General features: G+C 37.5%; 19 protein-coding genes. 16 read left to right on the top strand and 3 right to left on the bottom strand.

All coding sequences use genetic code 11. The annotated features are described in order from the left end of the window. Positions 1-23: 23 nt before the first annotated feature. The 6 genes from serS (at position 24) to mgtE (ending at position 6,219) form a co-directional block, all read left to right on the top strand. On the top strand, positions 24-1,295 hold the full coding sequence (gene serS, locus LZZ90_RS12015) for a serine--tRNA ligase (protein ID WP_237790945.1): 1,272 nt from the start codon (positions 24-26) through the stop codon (positions 1,293-1,295). A gap of 68 nt (positions 1,296-1,363) precedes the next feature. After that, on the top strand, positions 1,364-1,849 hold the full coding sequence (locus LZZ90_RS12010; RefSeq protein WP_237790944.1) for a hypothetical protein: 486 nt from the start codon (positions 1,364-1,366) through the stop codon (positions 1,847-1,849). An 89-nt stretch (positions 1,850-1,938) separates the two neighbouring features. After that, complete coding sequence (locus tag LZZ90_RS12005; RefSeq protein ID WP_237790943.1) at positions 1,939-3,717, top strand: tetratricopeptide repeat protein; 1,779 nt, start codon at positions 1,939-1,941, stop codon at positions 3,715-3,717. A 56-nt stretch (positions 3,718-3,773) separates the two neighbouring features. Continuing rightward, positions 3,774-4,085, top strand: a complete 312-nt coding sequence (locus LZZ90_RS12000; protein WP_237790942.1) for a DUF4286 family protein — start codon at positions 3,774-3,776, stop codon at positions 4,083-4,085. Positions 4,086-4,097: 12 nt separating this feature from the next. Next, positions 4,098-4,877, top strand: a complete 780-nt coding sequence (rsmA, locus tag LZZ90_RS11995) for a 16S rRNA (adenine(1518)-N(6)/adenine(1519)-N(6))-dimethyltransferase RsmA (RefSeq protein ID WP_237790941.1) — start codon at positions 4,098-4,100, stop codon at positions 4,875-4,877. Continuing rightward, positions 4,867-6,219, top strand: coding sequence for a magnesium transporter (gene mgtE, locus LZZ90_RS11990; RefSeq protein ID WP_237790940.1), 1,353 nt, complete (start codon positions 4,867-4,869; stop codon positions 6,217-6,219). Before rsmA ends, mgtE begins: the two co-directional genes overlap by 11 nt. Here the strand turns inward: mgtE and LZZ90_RS11985 are convergent. After that, positions 6,216-7,145: a magnesium transporter CorA family protein gene (locus tag LZZ90_RS11985; RefSeq protein WP_237790939.1), complete on the bottom strand. Its 930-nt coding sequence runs from the start codon at positions 7,143-7,145 to the stop codon at positions 6,216-6,218. The genes mgtE and LZZ90_RS11985 overlap by 4 nt on opposite strands. 213 nt (positions 7,146-7,358) lie before the next feature. Here LZZ90_RS11985 and LZZ90_RS11980 point away from each other — a divergent pair, with 213 nt between their 5' ends. From LZZ90_RS11980 to LZZ90_RS11950, 7 genes are all read left to right on the top strand, one after another. Then, positions 7,359-8,309, top strand: a complete 951-nt coding sequence (locus LZZ90_RS11980; protein WP_237790938.1) for a 2-hydroxyacid dehydrogenase — start codon at positions 7,359-7,361, stop codon at positions 8,307-8,309. A 673-nt stretch (positions 8,310-8,982) separates the two neighbouring features. Next, on the top strand, positions 8,983-10,689 hold the full coding sequence (locus LZZ90_RS11975; RefSeq protein WP_237790937.1) for an AraC family transcriptional regulator: 1,707 nt from the start codon (positions 8,983-8,985) through the stop codon (positions 10,687-10,689). A 143-nt stretch (positions 10,690-10,832) separates the two neighbouring features. Continuing rightward, the gene (locus LZZ90_RS11970) at positions 10,833-11,036 is read left to right on the top strand and encodes a hypothetical protein (protein WP_237790936.1); all 204 of its coding nucleotides are present in this window, start codon (positions 10,833-10,835) and stop codon (positions 11,034-11,036) included. Further along, on the top strand, positions 11,033-11,899 hold the full coding sequence (locus tag LZZ90_RS11965; RefSeq protein WP_237790935.1) for a S8 family serine peptidase: 867 nt from the start codon (positions 11,033-11,035) through the stop codon (positions 11,897-11,899). The genes LZZ90_RS11970 and LZZ90_RS11965 overlap by 4 nt, the downstream gene beginning before the upstream one ends. A gap of 9 nt (positions 11,900-11,908) precedes the next feature. Further along, positions 11,909-12,712, top strand: coding sequence for a S8 family serine peptidase (locus tag LZZ90_RS11960; protein ID WP_237790934.1), 804 nt, complete (start codon positions 11,909-11,911; stop codon positions 12,710-12,712). Beyond that, positions 12,693-14,903, top strand: coding sequence for a lantibiotic dehydratase family protein (locus tag LZZ90_RS11955; protein ID WP_237790933.1), 2,211 nt, complete (start codon positions 12,693-12,695; stop codon positions 14,901-14,903). The genes LZZ90_RS11960 and LZZ90_RS11955 overlap by 20 nt, the downstream gene beginning before the upstream one ends. Before the next feature lie 6 nt (positions 14,904-14,909). After that, a complete protein-coding gene (locus tag LZZ90_RS11950) occupies positions 14,910-15,812 on the top strand; it encodes a thiopeptide-type bacteriocin biosynthesis protein (protein ID WP_237790932.1) in 903 nt (300 codons plus the stop codon). Here LZZ90_RS11950 and LZZ90_RS11945 read toward each other — a convergent pair. Then, on the bottom strand, positions 15,809-16,300 hold the full coding sequence (locus tag LZZ90_RS11945) for a GyrI-like domain-containing protein (RefSeq protein ID WP_237790931.1): 492 nt from the start codon (positions 16,298-16,300) through the stop codon (positions 15,809-15,811). The genes LZZ90_RS11950 and LZZ90_RS11945 overlap by 4 nt on opposite strands. Positions 16,301-16,420: 120 nt before the next feature. Here LZZ90_RS11945 and LZZ90_RS11940 point away from each other — a divergent pair, with 120 nt between their 5' ends. From LZZ90_RS11940 to LZZ90_RS11930, 3 genes are read left to right on the top strand one after another with little or no spacing between them, the layout of a single operon-like run. After that, positions 16,421-16,819: a hypothetical protein gene (locus LZZ90_RS11940; protein ID WP_237790930.1), complete on the top strand. Its 399-nt coding sequence runs from the start codon at positions 16,421-16,423 to the stop codon at positions 16,817-16,819. Continuing rightward, complete coding sequence (locus LZZ90_RS11935) at positions 16,816-17,214, top strand: VOC family protein (protein WP_370640691.1); 399 nt, start codon at positions 16,816-16,818, stop codon at positions 17,212-17,214. Before LZZ90_RS11940 ends, LZZ90_RS11935 begins: the two co-directional genes overlap by 4 nt. Positions 17,215-17,232: 18 nt before the next feature. Then, on the top strand, positions 17,233-17,517 hold the full coding sequence (locus LZZ90_RS11930; protein ID WP_237790929.1) for a TM2 domain-containing protein: 285 nt from the start codon (positions 17,233-17,235) through the stop codon (positions 17,515-17,517). Between the two features lie 50 nt (positions 17,518-17,567). On the opposite strand, the gene LZZ90_RS11925 is transcribed toward LZZ90_RS11930, so the two are convergent. Beyond that, positions 17,568-19,370, bottom strand: coding sequence for a GNAT family N-acyltransferase (locus LZZ90_RS11925; protein ID WP_237790928.1), 1,803 nt, complete (start codon positions 19,368-19,370; stop codon positions 17,568-17,570). Between the last annotated feature and the right edge of the window lie 62 nt (positions 19,371-19,432).

Genomic DNA, 19,432 nt, shown 5'->3' with positions numbered 1-19,432 from the left:
GCTCACTTTTAAATCATTTAACTATGTTACAGATAGCTTATATCAGAGAGAACCAGGAAAAGGTGATCCAAGCTTTGGCCAAACGAAATTTGGACGTCAAAGAATTGGTTGCGACCGTGGTGGCATTAGACGAAAAACGTCGTGCAACGCAAGTGGAATTGGACAACATTTTAGCCGAATCCAACAAGCTGTCCAAAGATATTGGCGAACTGATGAAAAGTGGCGAGAAAGCCAAAGCCGAAATTTTAAAAGAAAAATCAACGCAGTTCCGCGAAAAAGGAAAAGAGCTTAATGAGGTTTTAAACGAAGTGACTGAAACCTTAACTCAGGAACTGTATAAATTGCCTAATACTCCGGCAGAGATTGTTCCGCAAGGAAAAACGGCCGACGACAATGTGAATATTTTTGAAGAAGGAGCCATTCCTGTTTTGCATGAAGGCGCTTTGCCACATTGGGAACTGATCAAAAAATACGACATCATCGATTTTGAATTAGGAACTAAAATCACAGCGCCAGGATTTCCGGTATACAAAGGAAAAGGAGCAAAATTGCAACGTGCATTAATTTCTTATTTCTTGGATAAAAATACCGATGCCGGTTATCAAGAGGTTCAGGTGCCACACCTTGTAAACGAAGCTTCAGCATACGGAACCGGACAATTACCAGACAAAGACGGTCAAATGTACCATGACGCTAAAGACGATTTGTACCTAATCCCAACGGCGGAAGTTCCGGTAACGAACATTTACAGAGATGTAATTCTTCAGGAAAGCGAATTGCCGGTGTTGGCTACAGGATATACCCCTTGTTTCCGTCGTGAAGCAGGTTCTTGGGGAGCGCATGTTCGTGGATTAAACCGTTTACACCAATTTGACAAAGTGGAAATTGTACGCATCGAGCATCCGGAGAAATCCCACGAAGCTTTGGACGGTATGGTAGAACACGTTAAGGGCATCATGCGTGAATTAGGCTTACCGTTTAGAATTTTACGTTTGTGTGGTGGCGATATGGGTTTTGCTTCGGCCTTAACCTATGATTTTGAAGTGTTTTCAACGGCGCAGGATCGTTGGTTGGAGATTTCTTCCGTATCAAATTTTGAAACCTTCCAGGCGAACCGTTTGAAATTGCGTTTCAAAGGAAAAGACGGAAAAACTCAATTAGCGCACACCTTAAACGGAAGTTCTTTAGCTTTACCACGTGTATTAGCCGGAATTTTAGAGAACTACCAAACGCCGGAGGGAATCGTAATACCGGAAGTGCTAAGAAAATACACCGGATTCGATATTATCAATTAAAAAAAATAGCCTACTTTTAAGACACCAATTTACGTAGTAGATTGGTGTTTTTTTTACAATAAACCGATATGAAAAGATTTTACGTTTTTCTGGTATTGCTTTTTTCTTTTTTTTGCTACGCTCAACCAAAGGCAATGTCTTTTGATGAAGCAAAAAAAACTTTGTTTTCCGCTGATGTTTTAGATAAAAAATATAAGAGCGCTTTACACAGCGATGAGCAGCTTGCAGTTTTTAAAACAGAAAAAGATCAGGAGCAGTTAATAGCTGCCTATACCAAATTGCTTCAGGATTTTGGAGTTTTCTTAAAGAAAAACGATTTTGTCTGGGAAAAACCACACCGTTGTTTTAACAGGATTTACATTAGTAAAGAGGGTAAGATTGACTACTTTCTTTATCATTTTAACGTTAATGAACACGAACCTGAAAAAAATCTCACTTCAGAACAAATGAGAAATTTCAAACGCCTTTTGAATTCATTTATCCGTGACTATAAGTTTGGGGTTACGGCTCAGGAAAATTTTGCCCAGTGCAGTCCTGTGGTTTATAAAGATTAGCCCAAGTCGTTTAAAAAAGCTTATATAACTCTTAAAATTGAGGGCAATATGGTAAAATAATCGTTATTTTGTAACTTGTTTTAAAATCGATGAAAAACCTCTTCACCTACATAACTTTTCTGTTATCCCTAACCGTTTTTTCCCAGAACGAACAGTTGGCGCAGAATTATTTTGACCGAGGTGAATTCGACAAAGCCATCGTGGTTTATGAAGATGTACTTAAAGCACAACCTCATAATTATCAGGCATTTCAAAAAGCCGTTGCCTGTTATCAGCAGTTAAAGCAATACGAAAAAGCCGAAACACTGATCCAGTCGCGCATCGACAAGTACAAACAAGACAACCTCTACGTAGAACTCGGTTATAATTATCAACTGCAAAAAAATCAAACCAAGGCCGATAAGAACTACCAAATCGCGCTTGATAAGATTAAGGAAAACCCAAATAATGTTTACGGAATTGCTGTGGCTTTTGAACAGAAAGTGTTAGTGGAAAAAGCGATTCAGGCTTATGAATTGGGGAAAGCAGGTAATCCAAACTTCAATTTTGACTATCAACTCGCTTTGTTGCAGGGACAGTTAGGAAATATGGAACTGATGACCGACAAGCTACTGGATTTTGCCTTTTCCAATCAGATGAATTTGCCGCTGGTACAAAACCAGCTGACCCGTTTCATGACCGAAGATACGCAGGAGAACTTCAATAATTACCTGAAAAAAGCCTTGCTTTCGCGCACTCAAAAAACGCAGGATATTTTCTGGAACCAGTTTTTAAGTTGGTTTTACGTGCAGCAAAAAGAATACGGCAAGGCCTTTATACAAGAGAAGGCTATTTTTAAACGCAGTCCGGATAATTTTTTTACTATTATCAATTTGGCGAAATTGGCGGTAGATGAAGACGAAACTACAACTGCAACCGAAATCCTGAACTTCATTCTGGAAAATACTCAAGATCTGGAATTACAGATGGAAGCGCATTATCAGTTGTTGTCGATGGAAATCGGAAAGGCAACCGCAAAAGAAAATCCGGCTATTAAAGAGCGTTTGGATTTGTTGCTTAAAAAATACGGAATATCGCCTTATTCCTTGCATTTACAAACCTTGTCGGCGCATTTTTACGCGTTCAATCTGAAACAGTTTGACCCAGCCAAAGCAATTTTGGACAAAGCACTCGAACTTCCTTTAAACAATTACCAAAAAGCGGAAGTAAAAGACGAATTGGCCGATATTTTACTGCTGAACGAAAAATTCAATCAGGCCATTATTTATTACGGTCAGATTGAGGAAGATTTAAAGAACGACGAAATCGGGCATCAGGCAAGTTTAAAAATGGCCAAAGCGAGCTATTTTAAAGGCGATTTTGATTGGGCGCAAAAGCAGTTCAAAGTATTGAAATCGTCTTCGTCTCAATTAATTGCCAACGATGCGCTGGAACTTTTTCTACTGATTAGCGACAATACGGTGGAAGACAGCACGCAAGTCGCTTTGAAAAAATTCTCCAGAGCTGATTTTTTGATGTTTCAGAATAAAACCAGCGAGGCATTGAGTCAGTTCAAAACAATTTTAGAACAACACAAAGGTCAATCCATTGAAGATGAAACGCTGCTAAAAATCGGGAAGCTTTACGAGAAACAAAACGATTATCAGCAGGCCATAAATTATTACCAGCAAATACTCGACAAACACAAAGAAAGCATTTATACCGATGAGGCTTTATTCTTTTCTGCGGAAATTTACAGAAAGCAGCTTCAGGACAATGAAAAAGCCAAAGCGCTTTATGAGAAAGTGATTTTCAACCATCAGGACAGCATTTATTTTGTGGAGGCCCGACTGAATTTCAGAAAACTTCGGGGCGATACGAATCTTTAAAAAGGAATAAATCGCGGTCACAGTTTTCAATAAACATTTAATAAAGAATTACAATTATGATTATTTACAACGTTACGATCAATATACACGAAAGCGTTCACGATCAGTGGATGGATTGGATGCAGAACAAACACATAGCCGATGTTTTGGCGACCGGAAAATTCACTTCGGCACGCATGGTAAGGGTTTTGGTGGAAGAGGAAATGGGTGGCGTTACGTATTCGGTACAATATACTACCGATTGTAAAGAAACCCTACAGCGTTATTACGATGAAGACGCGCCAAGACTGCGCGAGGAAGGACACCGTTTGTTTGGCGACAAAATGTTGGCATTCAGAACGGAACTTGAATTGATTTCCGAGCATTAATTCCTTTTGATAATGGATAAAGTAAAAGCAAAAAAGCACCTCGGACAGCATTTTCTGAACGATGAGAACATTGCGCAAAAAATTGCCGATTCCTTAACCTTAGAAGGTTATAAGCGCGTTTTGGAAATTGGTCCCGGTATGGGTGTTTTAACCAAATATTTGTTGGAGAAGCCCATCGAAACCTATGTGATTGAAATCGATACGGAGTCGGTAGAGTACCTTAACGCACATTACTCGAAACTGCACGAAAAAATCATCTCTAAAGACTTCTTGAAATACAACCTTAAGGAAGTTTTTGGGGAAGAACCTTACGCGATCATCGGAAATTTTCCGTATAATATTTCTTCGCAAATCGTGTTTAAAACTTTGGAATTGCGCGATCAGATTCCGGAGTTTTCAGGGATGTTCCAAAAAGAAGTAGCCGAGCGTATTTGCGAGAAAAAAGGAAGCAAAACCTATGGAATTCTGTCGGTTTTGACTCAGGCATTTTACGATACCGAATATCTTTTTACCGTTTCGGAACACGTTTTTACTCCGCCACCCAAAGTGAAATCGGGGGTTATGCGCATGCGCCGAAAAGAGAATTACAAGTTGCCTTGCGATGAGAAGTTGTTTTTCAATGTGGTAAAAACGGCGTTTAATCAGCGTAGAAAAACACTTCGTAATAGTCTAAAATCCCTTAATTTGTCGGATAATTTACGAGAAGATAGTATCTTTGGCCTGCGTCCGGAACAACTTTCGGTAGAAGAATTCATTACCCTTACCCAAAAAATAGCTGCCGATGGAGTTTAAAATCAGCAAAGACTTTATTGCTCAGATAGAGCAACTTATTCGTGAAAACCGAGAGCAGGAGCTGGAAACGCTTTTGCAGGACATTCACTTTGCTGATATTGCCGAGATCATGGAGCAACTCGATGATGCTCAGGCACGCTATATTTTTAACTCCCTTGACTCCGAAAAGACGGCTGAAATCCTTCTGGAATTGGATGAAGAAGCCCGTGAGAACATCCTTCGTGGCCTTTCTGCTAAAGAAATTGCGGAAGAGTTGGACGAATTGGATACCGACGACGCGGCCGACATCATCAACGAATTACCACAATCCAAAAAAGAAGAGGTAATTTCCGAATTAGAAGACGTGGAGCACGCCAAAGACATTGTGGATTTGTTGCGCTACGACGAAGATACTGCCGGAGGTTTGATGGGGAAAGAGCTTGTAAAAGTAAACGAAAACTGGAACGTGCTTACCTGCGTGAAAGAAATGCGTCAGCAGGCCGAACACGTAACCCGTGTGCATTCCATTTACGTAGTGGACGACGAAGACCGTCTAAAAGGACGTTTGTCGTTAAAAGATTTATTGACCACTTCCACCAAAACCCCGATTAGCGAGGTGTACATCAAAAAAGTGGATTTCGTAAAAGTAGATACCAAAGACGTTGAGGTGGCCCGTATCATGCAAAAATACGACTTGGAAGCCATTCCGGTAGTAGATGAAATGGGACGTTTGGTAGGGCGTATTACCATCGACGACATCATCGACGTAATTAAGGACGAAGCCGACAAAGATTACCAGTTAGCGGCCGGTATCTCCCAAGACGTTGAGGCGGACGACAGTATTTTAGAACTGACCCGGGCGCGTCTGCCTTGGCTGGTTTTAGCGCTTTTAGGAGGATTTATCAGTGTTCGGGTATTAGGGCTTTTTGAAGGCGCGATGCTGCAGCACGGGAATTTATTTTTCTTTACTCCGCTTATTGCTGCGATGGCAGGGAATGTGGGGGTGCAATCTTCTGCTATTATTGTGCAGGGTTTGGCCAACAACACGTTAAGCGGTTCATTGATTAATCGATTGATGAAAGAAGTATCGCTGAGTTTGTTAAATGGCGTTATCCTGGCCAGTATCTTGTTTGTTGGAAGTCATTTCCTGCTGGGCGTAGAATTTATCATCGGAATTGTGGTCACCACTGCCCTTATTTCCGTAATCATCATCGCTTCATTAATTGGGACTTCTATTCCGTTGTTGCTTAACCGCTTCGGCATTGACCCGGCATTGGCTACCGGGCCGTTTATCACTACCAGCAATGATATTTGCGGGATTCTTATCTATTTTACTATTGCCCGTTTGATTTTAGGGTTTTAAAAAAGATTCTTCTTTTTAAATAACAACGCGCCAATTATAGCCAATACTCCGGACACCAAAATAATGATTGCCAGTCCGTTCGGATTGTTTTCCAGCGCATTGGGAACATTCATCCCGTACAAACTTGCAATTAAAGTTGGGATCATCAGTATAATGGAAATCGAAGTTAATCGTTTCATAATTACATTCAAATTGTTGGAAATCACAGAAGCATACGCGTCCATCATCCCGGAGAGGATGTTGCTGTAAATGTTTGACATTTCCTGTGCCTGTTTAAGTTCGATATCTACATCTTCTAACAAATCCGGATCAAAATGTTCGCGCTCGGTCTTATTGTTTTTCAGGCGATGGAATAAAATATCGTTCCCTTTAATGGAAGTAATGAAGAACACCAAACATTTTTCCAGTTCTAAAAGCGCTTGTAACTCTTCATTTTTGATGGATTTTTCCAAGTTGTCTTCGGCTAGTTTGATACGCTGATTGATCTGTTTAAGGTATTTCAGGTACCAAATGCTGGAAGATAAAAGTAATTTCAGCACCAAATCGTACTGGTTTTTAATACCGATGCTTTTGCGTTGGGTGTAGGCAACAAAATCTTCCAGCAGTTCCGTTTTGTGGAAACACAGCGAAACAAAATAATCTTTGTTAAAGACAATTCCCAACGGAACGGTAGTAAACGGTAGCTTGGAATCGTTGTTTTTGAAAGGGATTCTCATGATGATCAGGTTCCAGCCGTTTTCTTCTTCAATACGCGGACGCTCATCGATGTCTTCAATATCGTTGTAAAAAGATTCGGGAATCTGTAATTCGTTAAGGAGAAAATTGCGGTCTTCTAAAGTTGGGTTTTCAACCGCGATCCAGAGAGTGTCCTTTTGGTTTTCAGCAGGCACTAGCCCTGAAAGACCATTTTTGTAAAAGTTTTTCATGCTTTACTCTTTCGTAATTAATGGAATAAAGAGCAAAGAATGTCTTTATTCAGGTTTAAATGTATTTCCTATGGGAACCTTCCATTTTTGGTGATTTGTATAAATTTTCGACAAAAGTAAATCATTCATATATACGCTTGTCTTAAAAATACCTTAATTTGAAACTTATTTTTTGTCTGAATTAGGTAACTTTGAAGCACTTTCCATTAAAATATGACAAAACAAGACGTAAAAATACTGCATCTGGACAGCAACCATCCGCTGTTATGGGATCAATTGCAAGGGGCTGGTTTTCAGAATTTTGAAGATTTTTCTTCCTCTAAAGATGCGGTTGAGGATAAAATTCAGGAGTATCACGGGATTGTAATTCGAAGTCGTTTTAAAATCGATAGGGATTTCTTGGATAAAGCTACCAATTTACAGTTTATCGCGCGTGTAGGTGCCGGTTTGGAGAGCATCGATTGTGAACATGCTCAAAGTAAAGGCATTGAGCTTATTGCAGCGCCGGAAGGAAACCGTAATGCCGTTGGAGAGCACACTTTGGGAATGCTACTCACCTTAATGAACAACTTAAACAAAGCCGACGATGAGGTACGCGCCGGGCATTGGAACAGGGAAAGCAACCGCGGCCACGAACTGGACGGCAAAACCGTTGGGATTATCGGTTACGGAAATATGGGGAAATCATTTGCTAAAAAGCTGCGTGGTTTCGATGTTGAGGTTTTGTGTTACGATATTTTAGATGGGGTTGGCAATGATGATGCAAGACAGGTTTCGCTTTTAGAATTTCAGCAAAAAGCGGATGTGGTAAGCCTTCACACTCCATGGACGCCACAAACCGATAAAATGATCAATGCTGATTTTATTTCAGGATTTGCAAAACCGTTCTGGTTTATTAATACCGCGAGAGGCAACAGTGTGGTTACGGCTGATTTGGTTACAGCTCTTAATTCAAAACAGATTTTAGGTGCTGGACTAGATGTTTTAGAATATGAAAAACTATCCTTTGAACATTTGTTTGAAGGGGAGAAGCCGGATGCTTTCGAATACCTTTTAAATGCAAAAAATGTATTGCTTACACCACATATTGCCGGCTGGACCATAGAGAGTAAGGTTGGATTGGCTCAGGTTATTGTGGATAAGATTATTAAACTGTATAGTTAAGTTTAAACGATAAATCGGGAACTTTAAGTGCGACCAGTGTTGTAAATAATTGTTCTGTCTGGCTTTTATAAAAAATAACTGCATTTAAGTTTCAAAAATGAATTTTGGCCTTCTTAAGAGCCCCCATTATCGTTTTCTTTATAACTAACTCAATAAATTAATTTTAAAGCAGCCTTAGTTGTGGTAAGGCTGCTTTTGTGGATTTTGATACTGTTCGAGGAATCCACAGACAAACAGTACCTTTCTAAATTACTACTAAAAACATATTCCAAAACTCTAAAAATTAGAAAAGCATCCGTAGAGTTCTTTTGAAAAACGGTTGATTTGTTTTTCTGCTTGGTTTTTTTAGGGTTACCACTAGCTCATCAATCCCTTCTTGCTCTGTTTTTTTTTCAGGGTTACACTACAGCTGAAGCAATCCCTGATAATTGATCAATTTTTTTGAAACCCAAAAAGAAAATTTGTTTTTGATTTCTGAGACAAAACTAGAGACAAGAATTAGGGTAGGCAAATTAGTTAAGTCTAGATTCATGAATTTCGGCATTATATTCATGAATTGAGTGGGAGGTTTTATCTATATCGTTGATTTCCAAAACAATAAAAAAGTAAGATAAGTTTTATTTTTTATGTTAAAATAAATTGTATATGTGTTATTTTTGTGAAAAATTAAACAATGAACCGATTTGTATATGTAAAATTATTCTACATAATGCTTTTCCCTTTGTTTTTATCAGGGCAAAGTCCTAAAAAGAATTATTCCTATCAAGATTTGTGGAGTGCCTATTTTGATAACGTTAAAAATGTTTCAAAAAAAGAGTATTATGCGAGTATGTATTTGAAAAAAGCAAAGAGCGATACAGATCCGATTTTTAAGGCTAGAGCTTATTATTTGTTTTCTTTAATGAATAAAGAAGATACTGCTATAAAATATTTAGACAGTGTAGTTAAATACTCAATCAATACCAATGATGATTTCTTTCCTATATCTGCATATTGTGAAAAGGCTTACATCCTTAAGAAACAATTTAAATTTAGAGAAGCAATGAATAATTATTTAATTGCTGAAAAATATGCTTTAAAAAATAAGAAAGAGGATTATCACAAAGTTAAGTTTTTTATTGGGGTGTTAAAGTCCGAAGATTTAGGAGAGGTAAAAGAAGCATTGATAATGTATCGTGAATGTTTGTCTTTTTATATAAAAAAGGATATCAGAGGTTATCAGTTTTCAAATCTTTTTCAAACTATTTTATTTGCTATTGCCGATGCGCACAAAGCACTTAAACAAACAGATTCAGCGACCTATTATAATGAATGGGGACATAGGGAAGCAATTGCGACGGATATCGAAAGGAATAAGTATTTGTTTGTTTTAAATGAAGGAGCCAATCAGGTTTTAAGAAAAAATTTTACGGTTGCTCTTGACAGTATAAATAAAGCCTTGCCAAAAATGAAAGAGTATGATGATAAGATGAATACATTGGCCTCCTATTATTACTTAGGAAAAGCGTATGAAGGTATGAATCAAAAAAAAATGGCTTTAAAGAATTATATTAAAGTTGACTCAATGTATAAAGTTACCAATAATATAACACCTGAATTCTTAGGGGGATATAATTTTCTAATCAATTATTATAAAGAGAATGGAGATAGTAAAAATCAGTTGAATTATCTACAAAGACTTATGGGCATTGACAGTGTTTTACAAAGAAATTATAAGCATTTTTATAAGCTTCTTAATAAAGAATACGACATCCCACATTTGGTGGAGAACAAAGAAAATCTTATTGATAATTTAAGAAAAGACAAGCAAGCTTCGACTTATTATATTGGAGGTCTTATCTTTCTCACCATTGGTTTAAGTTGTTTCGGCATTTATCAAGAAAATCAAAAAAGAATCTTTAGAAATAGATTTGAAAAAATTATTAATAAAAATGAAATTGAACTTATTGGAGTTTTAAACGAGGGGAAAAATGTTGAATCTGTAATTAGAGATAAAACTGAAGAAATTGGAATTTCAGATGAAATAATAGGTCAAATATTAAAGAAACTCAACCAATTCGAGAAAGATAAAGGGTATTTAAATTCCAATATTACAATTCAATTGCTTTCTCAAGAATTTGAAACTAACAGCAAATATGTTTCTAAAATTGTTAATACTCATAAAGGCGTTTCTTTTAGCCAATATATTAATGATTTAAGAGTTGATAATGCAATTAGGTTGCTTCAACAGGATAATAAGTTAACTAAGTATACGATTTCTGCCCTAGCTCTAGAGTTTGGATTTAATAATGCAGAGTCTTTTTCTAATGCTTTTAATAAGAAAACAGGAATTAAGCCAAGTTATTTTATTAAAGAATTGATTAAGAAAAATAGTTTTTAATTTTTATTTATTTGATTTATAGTGGAATAGTAGTGTTAAAAACACGAAATTCATGAATTTTAATAATTACAAATATTTTTTATGGATATAAATTTCAAAACGAAAATATATTTGCCACGTTAAAAAATCACAATTAATTGTTTATGGAAAAGAGTAAAAATCGAAAATTCGAATTAGAAAAATTTGAAGTAGTAAGGTTGAAAAATTTGAAATCAATAAAAGCAGGAGATGGAACTGGTGATCAAGATACAGTAACAGTGACAGTAAATCAATCAACAAATTATTGTGGAGGTCAGGATACTACAAGTAAGACAACAACAGATAAGACAAATAAAACTCTTCAATGAAACTTTTTTTCAGGATTGCTCTTTGTCTTTTTTTAGTAAAATGTGCTAATAGTAAAGTTAGTAATAATATAACGGCATCAAATCCTAAAGATAATCTCTACGGATGGTTTCATAAAGATATTCACAACAATGAGATTCCTGGGATATCTTTGGATAAATGGTGTGATAAAAATGTTGGGAAAAACAATACGCAGCAAAATATCACAGTCGCAATATTAGATAGTCAGCTAGATATTAATCATGAAGATCTTAAAAGTCAAATATGGATAAATAAAGGTGAAATTCCGGACAACGGGATAGATGATGATCAAAATGGCTATGTGGATGATGTAAATGGATGGAGTTTTTTAGGTGGAAAAAACGGACAAAATCTAATATGGAGTAATTTTGATTATATAAGATTGATTCGTAAATCAAAAGAAAAGTTTGAATTGGATACTCTAAACAGCCCAAAAGATTTTAAAGAATACAAAAGAGCAATTGCATTTTTTAAAAAAGAGAAAAACTATTATCAAAATTATTTGAAGTCATTAGAGTATGGAATTGTTCTTTTTCCATTGGCAAAAGATACTCTTAAACATTATTTTCCAAAAGAAGATTACACTTATAGTAAATTAGATAGCTTGTATAAAATTTATGGAAATGGAAAAAGTTTTTGGGAAAAGAGAGATGCAGGTGATAAAGATTTTGCAGCTTTAATTCATTCAATGATGGTAAATAAAGAATTGAATATTAATTCAATTGACTATTTGATTGATAAAGCTGATCAACAAAATTTTATCTTGAAAAAGTGTTTAGATTTTGATTACAATGAAAGGGTAGATATCATGAATTTTGATTTAAAAAATAGTATTAATTATTGAAATAATAAAGTGAATGATTTTATAAAGTTACAACATCATAGTACTAAAGTTGCAGGTGTTATCTCTTCGAATAGATTTAATAAAATTGGCGCGATAGGTTTTTCAGTCAAAATAAAAATTATGCCATTAAATATTTCTCCTATAGGTGACGAGCATGATAAAGATATTGCCAAAGCAATTTGTTATGCTGTTGATAATGGTGCAAAAGTGATAAATATGTCGTTTGGTAAAGGCTTTTCAGCTGAAAAAGAATTGGTTTTGGATGCTATTAAATACGCAGAAAAGCATGAGGTTTTAATTGTTCATTCGGCAGGAAATAATAGCTACAATATTGATTTTAATCCTTTTTTTCCTAATGATATTGGATATGATGGAGAAAGTGTTGAAATTAGTACAAACTTCATCAACGTAGGCTCTACATCTCGTAGATTAGATAGTACGTTTGTTTCCGGTTTCTCCAACTACGGCAAGCAAAACGTAGACCTATTTGCTCCCGGAGAAGAAATTTATACCACTGCACCCGGTAATAAATACGTTTTCGATTCAGGAACATCTCTTGCCGCACCTATGGTTTCAGGAACAGCAGCTTTAATCTGGTTGTACTATCCTAATTTATCTGCTAAAGAAGTCAAACAAATTATCATGAACTCCGGAACTGCTTATGATTTGGAAGTTTTAGTACCGGGAAAAAAAGGAGTTAAAGCCCATTTTTCAGAACTGTCTAAATCAGGTAAGGTTTTGAATGTATATAATGCGATGAAGCTTGCTAAAAAAATAAGTAAACGAAAAAAGAATGCCTCGTTATCAAATTAAATCGTTTTCAAATTACGTTTTACGAACGCCCGCCTTCCCGTTATCAGTTTATTTGGAATTGTTAGAGGATTATTCTGAAATGCGATTGCGAGAAATTATTCAGGATCCTTATTTTGAAGAAGCGATCCATATTGCTTCTCCCGATTTAGTCCATTTTTTAAAAAAATACATTGAAAACCCGAAGGCTTTAACCAAAGGAAAGCAAAAGAGCCTTGAGCTCACGTTTTTAAAGTATTTGGCTCGTAGTTCTTCCCGATGCACCCCTTTTGGATTGTTTGCTGGCTGCGCTGTCGGAAACTTCGGGACTACAAATTCTGTTGAGCTAACAACAAAGGACCAGTATATTAGGTTTTCCCAATTTGACATGTGCTTTTGGATGCTTTTACTGGAAAAATTGACCAATAATCAATTGGTTAGATCTGGTTTACGCTATTTTCCAAACACTTCTCTTTATGTTTTAGGCGATTTTTACAGGTACGTTGAATTTACTTCTTTGAAATTGAAACGGGAGCATAAAATTTCGGCACTGAGAAAAAGTCCAACCTTGGAAAAGCTTTTAGACAAAGCCCAAAATGGTGCAACGATTGATGAGTTAATTGAACATCTTGTTGAAAATGAGTCGGAAATAAACGAAGCTAGAGCGTATGTTAATCATTTAATTGAAACTCAGTTGTTAATTAGCGAGTTGGATCCTCGGGTGACAGGCAATGAGGTGTGGGATGCTTTCTTTGCAATTCTTAACCGAACAGATCTGCCTAAGGAGGAGCTTCAGGTTTTTTATGAACTGAAATTAAGGCTTGAACTGCTGGATCACAATATAATTCCTGCGTCTGATAATTATCGAGAATTAGATGCTTTGATTGAAAAAATTGAAGTAGCAGTTGATCGAAAATACTTGCTTCAGACGGATTTAAGTCTTTCAACTCGTGAAAATAAACTCGATGCTTCTTTTTCTGTTAAAACTTTGGAAGCCCTTCGTTTTTTAAATGGAATTCGTCCCCAAAACAGCCCAACAAGCCTGAGGGATTTTGTTATAGCTTTTCAGGAGCGTTATGAAACCAGAGAAATGCCATTGGCAATCGTATTGGACAATGAAACAGGGATAGGCTACCTGCAGCAGGCTAAAATTAACGATGCGCATCCGCTTTTGGATCGTTTTTCTTTTAAGGAAAAAAGTGGACCAAAGGTTTTACAAGCATGGTCTTCTTATGATTATCTCTTGGAAGAAAAGCTAAAAGGGTGTCAAAATAAAAACCAAGCAATCCTGTACCTTTCGGAGAAAGATTTTCCAGACTTTAATTCTGACTGGGAGGCAACTCCCGCTAGCTTTTCGGTTATGGTTGAACTCGTGAAAAATAAGGGTGTTGAAACGGTTGTGCTTGAGTCATCCGGAAACACGAGTGCGGCTAAACTTTTAGGGAGGTTTTGTAGTGGAAACAAGGCGATTCATGATCTGACTCAGTCAATTGTTGTGGCAGAAGAAACGCATAAAAACGATGTAATTTTTGCGGAAATCGTTCATATCCCCGAAGCCCGAACCTGTAATGTTTTGCGTAGACCGGTTTTAAGAACTTTTGAAATTCCGTACCTCTGCAACCCGGGTGTGACATCCGATCGTGTAATTGGCTTAGACGATTTGATGGTAAGTGTTAGGAACGATGTTGTGGTCTTACGCTCTAAAAAGCACAATAAAGAAGTACACCCTTGCTTGTCTACGGCACACAACTACTCCGGTACAGTTTTGCCGGTCTATCATTTTTTATGCGATTTACAGTTCCAGTACAGTAAACCTATTTATAATTTCAGTTGGGGAGTTTTGGAACACCATCATCGTTTTTTTCCAAGAGTGGTTTACAAAGAGGTGGTCTTGGCCAAAGCCAGATGGATAATTGATAAAGAAGAATTACAGCACTTTTATATGTTGAATGGCGTTGCGCTGTTAGAGCATTTTTCGAACTGGAGGCGAGAAAGACAAGTTTCAAGGTATGTAAATTGGGTGCCTTCTGACAATACACTTTTATTGGATTTGGAGCAGTTGATCTCTGTAGAACTGCTTCTTAAATCTGTAGGAAAGTATTCTAAAATTGTATTGGAGGAGTTTTTGTTTTCAGATGATGCTGTTGTGAAAAATTCTCAGGGTCAAGGGTTTACCAATCAATTCGTGTTTTCCTATTATAAGCAAACCGCATAAGGAGAGATGAAACGGAGTTTTTGCGTTGGAAGCGAATGGCTGTATTTTAAGGTTTATCTTGGAGTAAAAAGTGCGGATGCTCTGCTAAAAGATTTAACACCCTATATTCATGCCTTTAAAGAGGAGACGTTAATTGATAAATGGTTTTTTATCCGTTATCGCGACCCGCATGAACATTTGCGGCTCCGGTTTCATTGTGCGAGTCCTTCAGGTATTTTTCAGGTTGTTGAGCGGTTACATTTGATTTTTGATGCATTGTTGTCAGAAGATGTAATTTGGAAAGTACAAATTGATACCTACCAAAGGGAACTGGAACGTTATGGAATTGCCACTATGGAAGCTTCGGAGTCGATTTTTTCTTACGACAGTGATTTGTTCATGAATTATTTAATGGTTAAGCCTTCTTTTTCCAGAGACCAGGAGCAGTTGTTGTTCAGTTTTGTGGCTATTGATGGTTTTTTAGATGCTTTTTTGCTTTGTGATACACAAAAATTATCGTTACTTGAAAAATTACAAGAGGCTTTCAAAACAGAATTTCAGGCGGATAAAACCTTAAAAAAAGAACTGGATCAAAATTACCGCAGCATTAAAGTTAAGGCGGAAGAATGTCTTTACAATAAGAAATTAATCGGTTTTCAGGAACTTAACGGTCCTATTGTGCAGCGCAATATTAAGGTTAAATGCTTGGCCGATTCTGTTTTGAATTCGTTGGAAATTCCGCTAAACGATTTTCTTTCAAGTCATATTCACATGATGCTTAACCGTCAATTTACTTCCCGACAGCGCTATTACGAACTGATAGTGTACGATCACCTGTTCCGTTTCTACAAGACAAGGTGTTATCATTCCAAGGTCGATTCAGAATTATCTCTTGAGATTGAACCGTCTTTGGAAGTAAGTAGAGCTTAACCCTTATTCCTAACCGGAATCCAAACCTCCTCTTCCGAATCCGGACTGTCGTTGCGGTACTTTTCTCCCAATACTTCAAAATGGGGTCGCTCATCCAGCAAATATTCAGAAGCGGGAAGCCATTCTTGAAAAATATAATTAAAAAAATCGGTCGCTTCCTCCGGCTTTCCTTTGTACTGAAAAACCGCATACAACCCAGCGGGAAGAAGTAAAGACTCCATGTCTTGAGGCAAATTTTCAAAGTCCGTAACTTCTATGGCGGCCCATTTTTCAAAAACAGTTTCAGGTGAAAATTCGCTAAAAAAATTAAAGGGATAGTCTTGTAACGAATACAACTGGTTTGTAAGGGTATTCAAAATTTGCTTTCGTTCTGGCATAAAACTTCTCCAAAGTTCAGCTGTTTTGTTGTTGGCAAAGGACATGAAGAGTCGTTTGCCAACGAGTTTCTTTTGGGTAAGCTGAACGATTTTTGGGGTTGGTCGTATCAAGTTTATTTTATGAGTTTGTGAAAGTTGTATTGCGAAGATAAATAAATTGTGTTTTGTACTAATACTCCTTGTAAATTCATCCGATATTTTACTATATTTAAAAAACCAAAAATCAAAAATATGAATAAGGTTGCCTATTATTTAACTGTTTTTGTGGGAGTGCTTACCTGTTTGCAGTTTATTCCCCATGCGTTTTTAGGGTATCCTGCCGTATTGGAGCATATTGACAAAGGAGAAATTCAAGAACCCGCCGCCCAAGGTATGCAGATGATCTGGATTTATTCTTCCACCATGATGCTGCTCTCGGGAATCTGGATGTTGTTTTTGGCCAAACCGATTAAAAACGGGAATTATTCTGCAAGACTGCAGGGCGTTCTGTTGGCAGTTGGCCTTATTATCTTCGGAACTTTATGTGGATACATCGCGCAGGAAGTGTTCAATCACCTGTTTTTTTTCACCATAGAAGGGATTTTATTGCTTTTAGCAACCACAGTTTTTTTTAATACAAATAAGAAATGAGTAAGAATGACATGAAACGCGTCACTGGAATCGGAGGATTTTTCTTCAAGTGTGACGATCCAAGTGCCACCAAAGAGTGGTATAAAAATCATTTAGGAATCCCTGTAGATCAATACGGATGGTCTTTTAAATGGAAAGATCAGCAAGGGAATGATTGTTTAACCCAATGGTCACCTTTTGATGCCAATACCAAGTATTTTGAGCCAAGTCAAAAACAATTCATGATGAATTTTAGGGTGGAAAACCTTGCAGTTCTTTTGGAAGTTTTAAAGGAAGAAGGGGTAACCGTTGTCGGGGAAATGGAATCCTATGATTATGGGAATTTTGGCTGGATCTTGGATCCGGAAGGAAATAAAATTGAACTTTGGGAACCTAAAGACGAATCGATACTATAACTATTAAACAAACTAACAGTGGAAGTAACACGACCGAGAGAAGACTGGAACCGCCCGCCGGAGCCACCTCAAGATAACAAGAAAGTTTCCTGTGGTATATTAGCAATATTATTAGGGCCTTTTGGGATTCATAAATTTCTTTTAGGCTATCAGACCGAAGGGATCATAACTTTAGTATTAAGTTTGGTTACCTGCGGAATCGTAACCTCATTGATAGGGATTATTGAAGGTGTAATCTACCTTTGTATGTCGGATAACGACTTCTATCAAACCTACCAAGTGGGAAAACGCGGTTGGTTTTAAAAAAACAAAAATCCCGAAGTTCTGCTTCGGGATTTTTTTATTCGTTTTTTTTAAGACATTCTTTTTTCTTTTCGTTCCAGTTCGGCCTGAAGTTCTTCAATAACTGGGCGCACGGTGCTTTCCGGTAAATCGGCAATGCGGATGTACATCAATCCGTCCACAGCATTGTTAAACAAAGGATCTACGTTGAAAGCAACCACTTTAGCATTTTGCTTGATGTATTTTTTAATCAAGACCGGTAAGCGTAAGCTTGAAGGTTCGATCTCGTCGATAATTTTGTCGAACTTGTTCAAATCGGCTTCGGCTTCGTTAAACACGAAATCTTTATCGGCATCTTTAAGTTTTACTTTGTATTCCAATTTAGGATGCACGTATTGCGCCACATACGGGTCGTAATAGTGCGACTTCATGAACTCAATCATCAGTGATTTGGAGAAATCCGAAAACTGGTTACTGATGCTTACTCCGCCAATCAAATACTTGTGTTCCGGGTAACGTAAGGTTGTGTGTACAATTCCCTTCCATAAAAGAAACAACGGCATTGGTTTTTGCTGGTATTCCTTGGTAATGAACGCGCGTCCCATTTCAATGGATTTACTCATCATATCGTACAATTCCGGTTCGAATCGGAATAATTCTTGAAGGTAAAAGCCATCGATACCGTGGTCGGCAAAAATTTCAGTTCCTAATCCCATACGGTACGCTCCGGCAATAAGTTGTGCGTCTTCGTCCCAAAGGAACATATGATAGTAGTAATTGTCGAACTTGTCCAGATCCAGTGATTCGTTGGTGCCTTCACCTACTTCTCTGAAAGTGATTTCACGCAAACGCCCAATCTCGTGTAGGATATTCGGGATTTTATTGGCCTTTACAAAGAAAACTTCATAGTTTTTACTTTGCAGCATACGTTCGTTGCCTTTGCGCAGTTCGGCAATTTCCTGTAAAATCTGTTCGTGGTTGGCCGGTTTGGCAATCTGTTTCGGGCTTTTGGCCGGTTTTAAACTCGGAGCCTGTAACAGCTTGTTGTTGTCGGCCTCAAACACGTTGGACAACATATAGGTTTTTCGGCGTAAAAAATCCGAATACTCTTCAATGGTTGTGTGTTCGTTCTGTTCGGCCACCGAAATTGGTTTTCCGATACGTACTTTGATCACGCGGTCTTTCTGGGTTAATAATTCCGAAGGCAATTTCGCGGTACGCAGCGTGTCGTTCATCTTCGAAAGGAAATAAAACAACTTGCTGTTCTGCGCGTGGAAATAAATCGGAATTACCGGAACCTGAGCCTTGCGGATTACTTTGATGGCACCTTCTTCCCAAGGACGGTCCACCACGAGTTTTCCGTCTTGATAGGTGGATACTTCTCCTGCCGGGAACATTCCCAACGGTTTTCCGTCGCTCAAATGACGAAACGTTTCTTTGAGTCCGATCACGCTCGACTTGGCGTCTTTATGAGTTTCAAACGGATTCACCGGCATAATGTACGGCTTCATCGGCTCGATGCGGTGCAACAAGAAATTGGCGATGATCTTGAAATTTGGCTCTTTTTCCAACATCAGTTTTAAAAGTAAAATTCCGTCAATTCCTCCCAGCGGATGGTTCGAAATGGTAATGTATGGCCCTTCTTTGGGAAGGCGTTTTAAGTCTTCTTCAGGAATTTCAAACTTAATGTGAAATTCATCCAATATGGCATTGAGGAACTCTAAATCGGTAAGATGTTTGTTCCTGTTGTAAATTTTATTGAGTGTGGATATTCGCAAGACTTTCATCAGTAACCAGCCTGAGAAAGTGCCTAGGACTCCGTATTTGTCAGTTTTAATGGCTTTTGCAACTTCTTTAGCGGTAACTAACCCCATGTATTCTCCGGTTTAAGCGATAAAAACAAAGATAGCAATTCTGCTGAAAGCGGGAAACGATT

It is taken from the genome of Flavobacterium sp. SM15 (assembly GCF_022012335.1).
In the GTDB taxonomy this organism is placed as follows: Bacteria; Bacteroidota; Bacteroidia; order Flavobacteriales; family Flavobacteriaceae; genus Flavobacterium.
Note: the sequence above shows the minus strand (reverse complement) of the source record. Positions and strands in the feature narration are given on the sequence as shown.

Coding starts and splice junctions, on each gene's coding strand:
- mgtE (WP_237790940.1), top strand. CDS start 4,867: ATGGAGTTTAAAATCAGCAAAGACTTTATTGCTCAGATAGAGCAACTT.
- LZZ90_RS11980 (WP_237790938.1), top strand. CDS start 7,359: ATGACAAAACAAGACGTAAAAATACTGCATCTGGACAGCAACCATCCG.
- LZZ90_RS11940 (WP_237790930.1), top strand. CDS start 16,421: ATGAATAAGGTTGCCTATTATTTAACTGTTTTTGTGGGAGTGCTTACC.
- LZZ90_RS11970 (WP_237790936.1), top strand. CDS start 10,833: ATGGAAAAGAGTAAAAATCGAAAATTCGAATTAGAAAAATTTGAAGTA.
- LZZ90_RS11950 (WP_237790932.1), top strand. CDS start 14,910: ATGAAACGGAGTTTTTGCGTTGGAAGCGAATGGCTGTATTTTAAGGTT.
- LZZ90_RS11935 (WP_370640691.1), top strand. CDS start 16,816: ATGAGTAAGAATGACATGAAACGCGTCACTGGAATCGGAGGATTTTTC.
- LZZ90_RS11985 (WP_237790939.1), bottom strand. CDS start 7,145: ATGAAAAACTTTTACAAAAATGGTCTTTCAGGGCTAGTGCCTGCTGAA.
- LZZ90_RS11925 (WP_237790928.1), bottom strand. CDS start 19,370: ATGGGGTTAGTTACCGCTAAAGAAGTTGCAAAAGCCATTAAAACTGAC.
- LZZ90_RS12010 (WP_237790944.1), top strand. CDS start 1,364: ATGAAAAGATTTTACGTTTTTCTGGTATTGCTTTTTTCTTTTTTTTGC.
- LZZ90_RS11955 (WP_237790933.1), top strand. CDS start 12,693: ATGCCTCGTTATCAAATTAAATCGTTTTCAAATTACGTTTTACGAACG.
- LZZ90_RS11965 (WP_237790935.1), top strand. CDS start 11,033: ATGAAACTTTTTTTCAGGATTGCTCTTTGTCTTTTTTTAGTAAAATGT.
- LZZ90_RS12000 (WP_237790942.1), top strand. CDS start 3,774: ATGATTATTTACAACGTTACGATCAATATACACGAAAGCGTTCACGAT.
- rsmA (WP_237790941.1), top strand. CDS start 4,098: ATGGATAAAGTAAAAGCAAAAAAGCACCTCGGACAGCATTTTCTGAAC.
- serS (WP_237790945.1), top strand. CDS start 24: ATGTTACAGATAGCTTATATCAGAGAGAACCAGGAAAAGGTGATCCAA.
- LZZ90_RS12005 (WP_237790943.1), top strand. CDS start 1,939: ATGAAAAACCTCTTCACCTACATAACTTTTCTGTTATCCCTAACCGTT.
- LZZ90_RS11975 (WP_237790937.1), top strand. CDS start 8,983: ATGAACCGATTTGTATATGTAAAATTATTCTACATAATGCTTTTCCCT.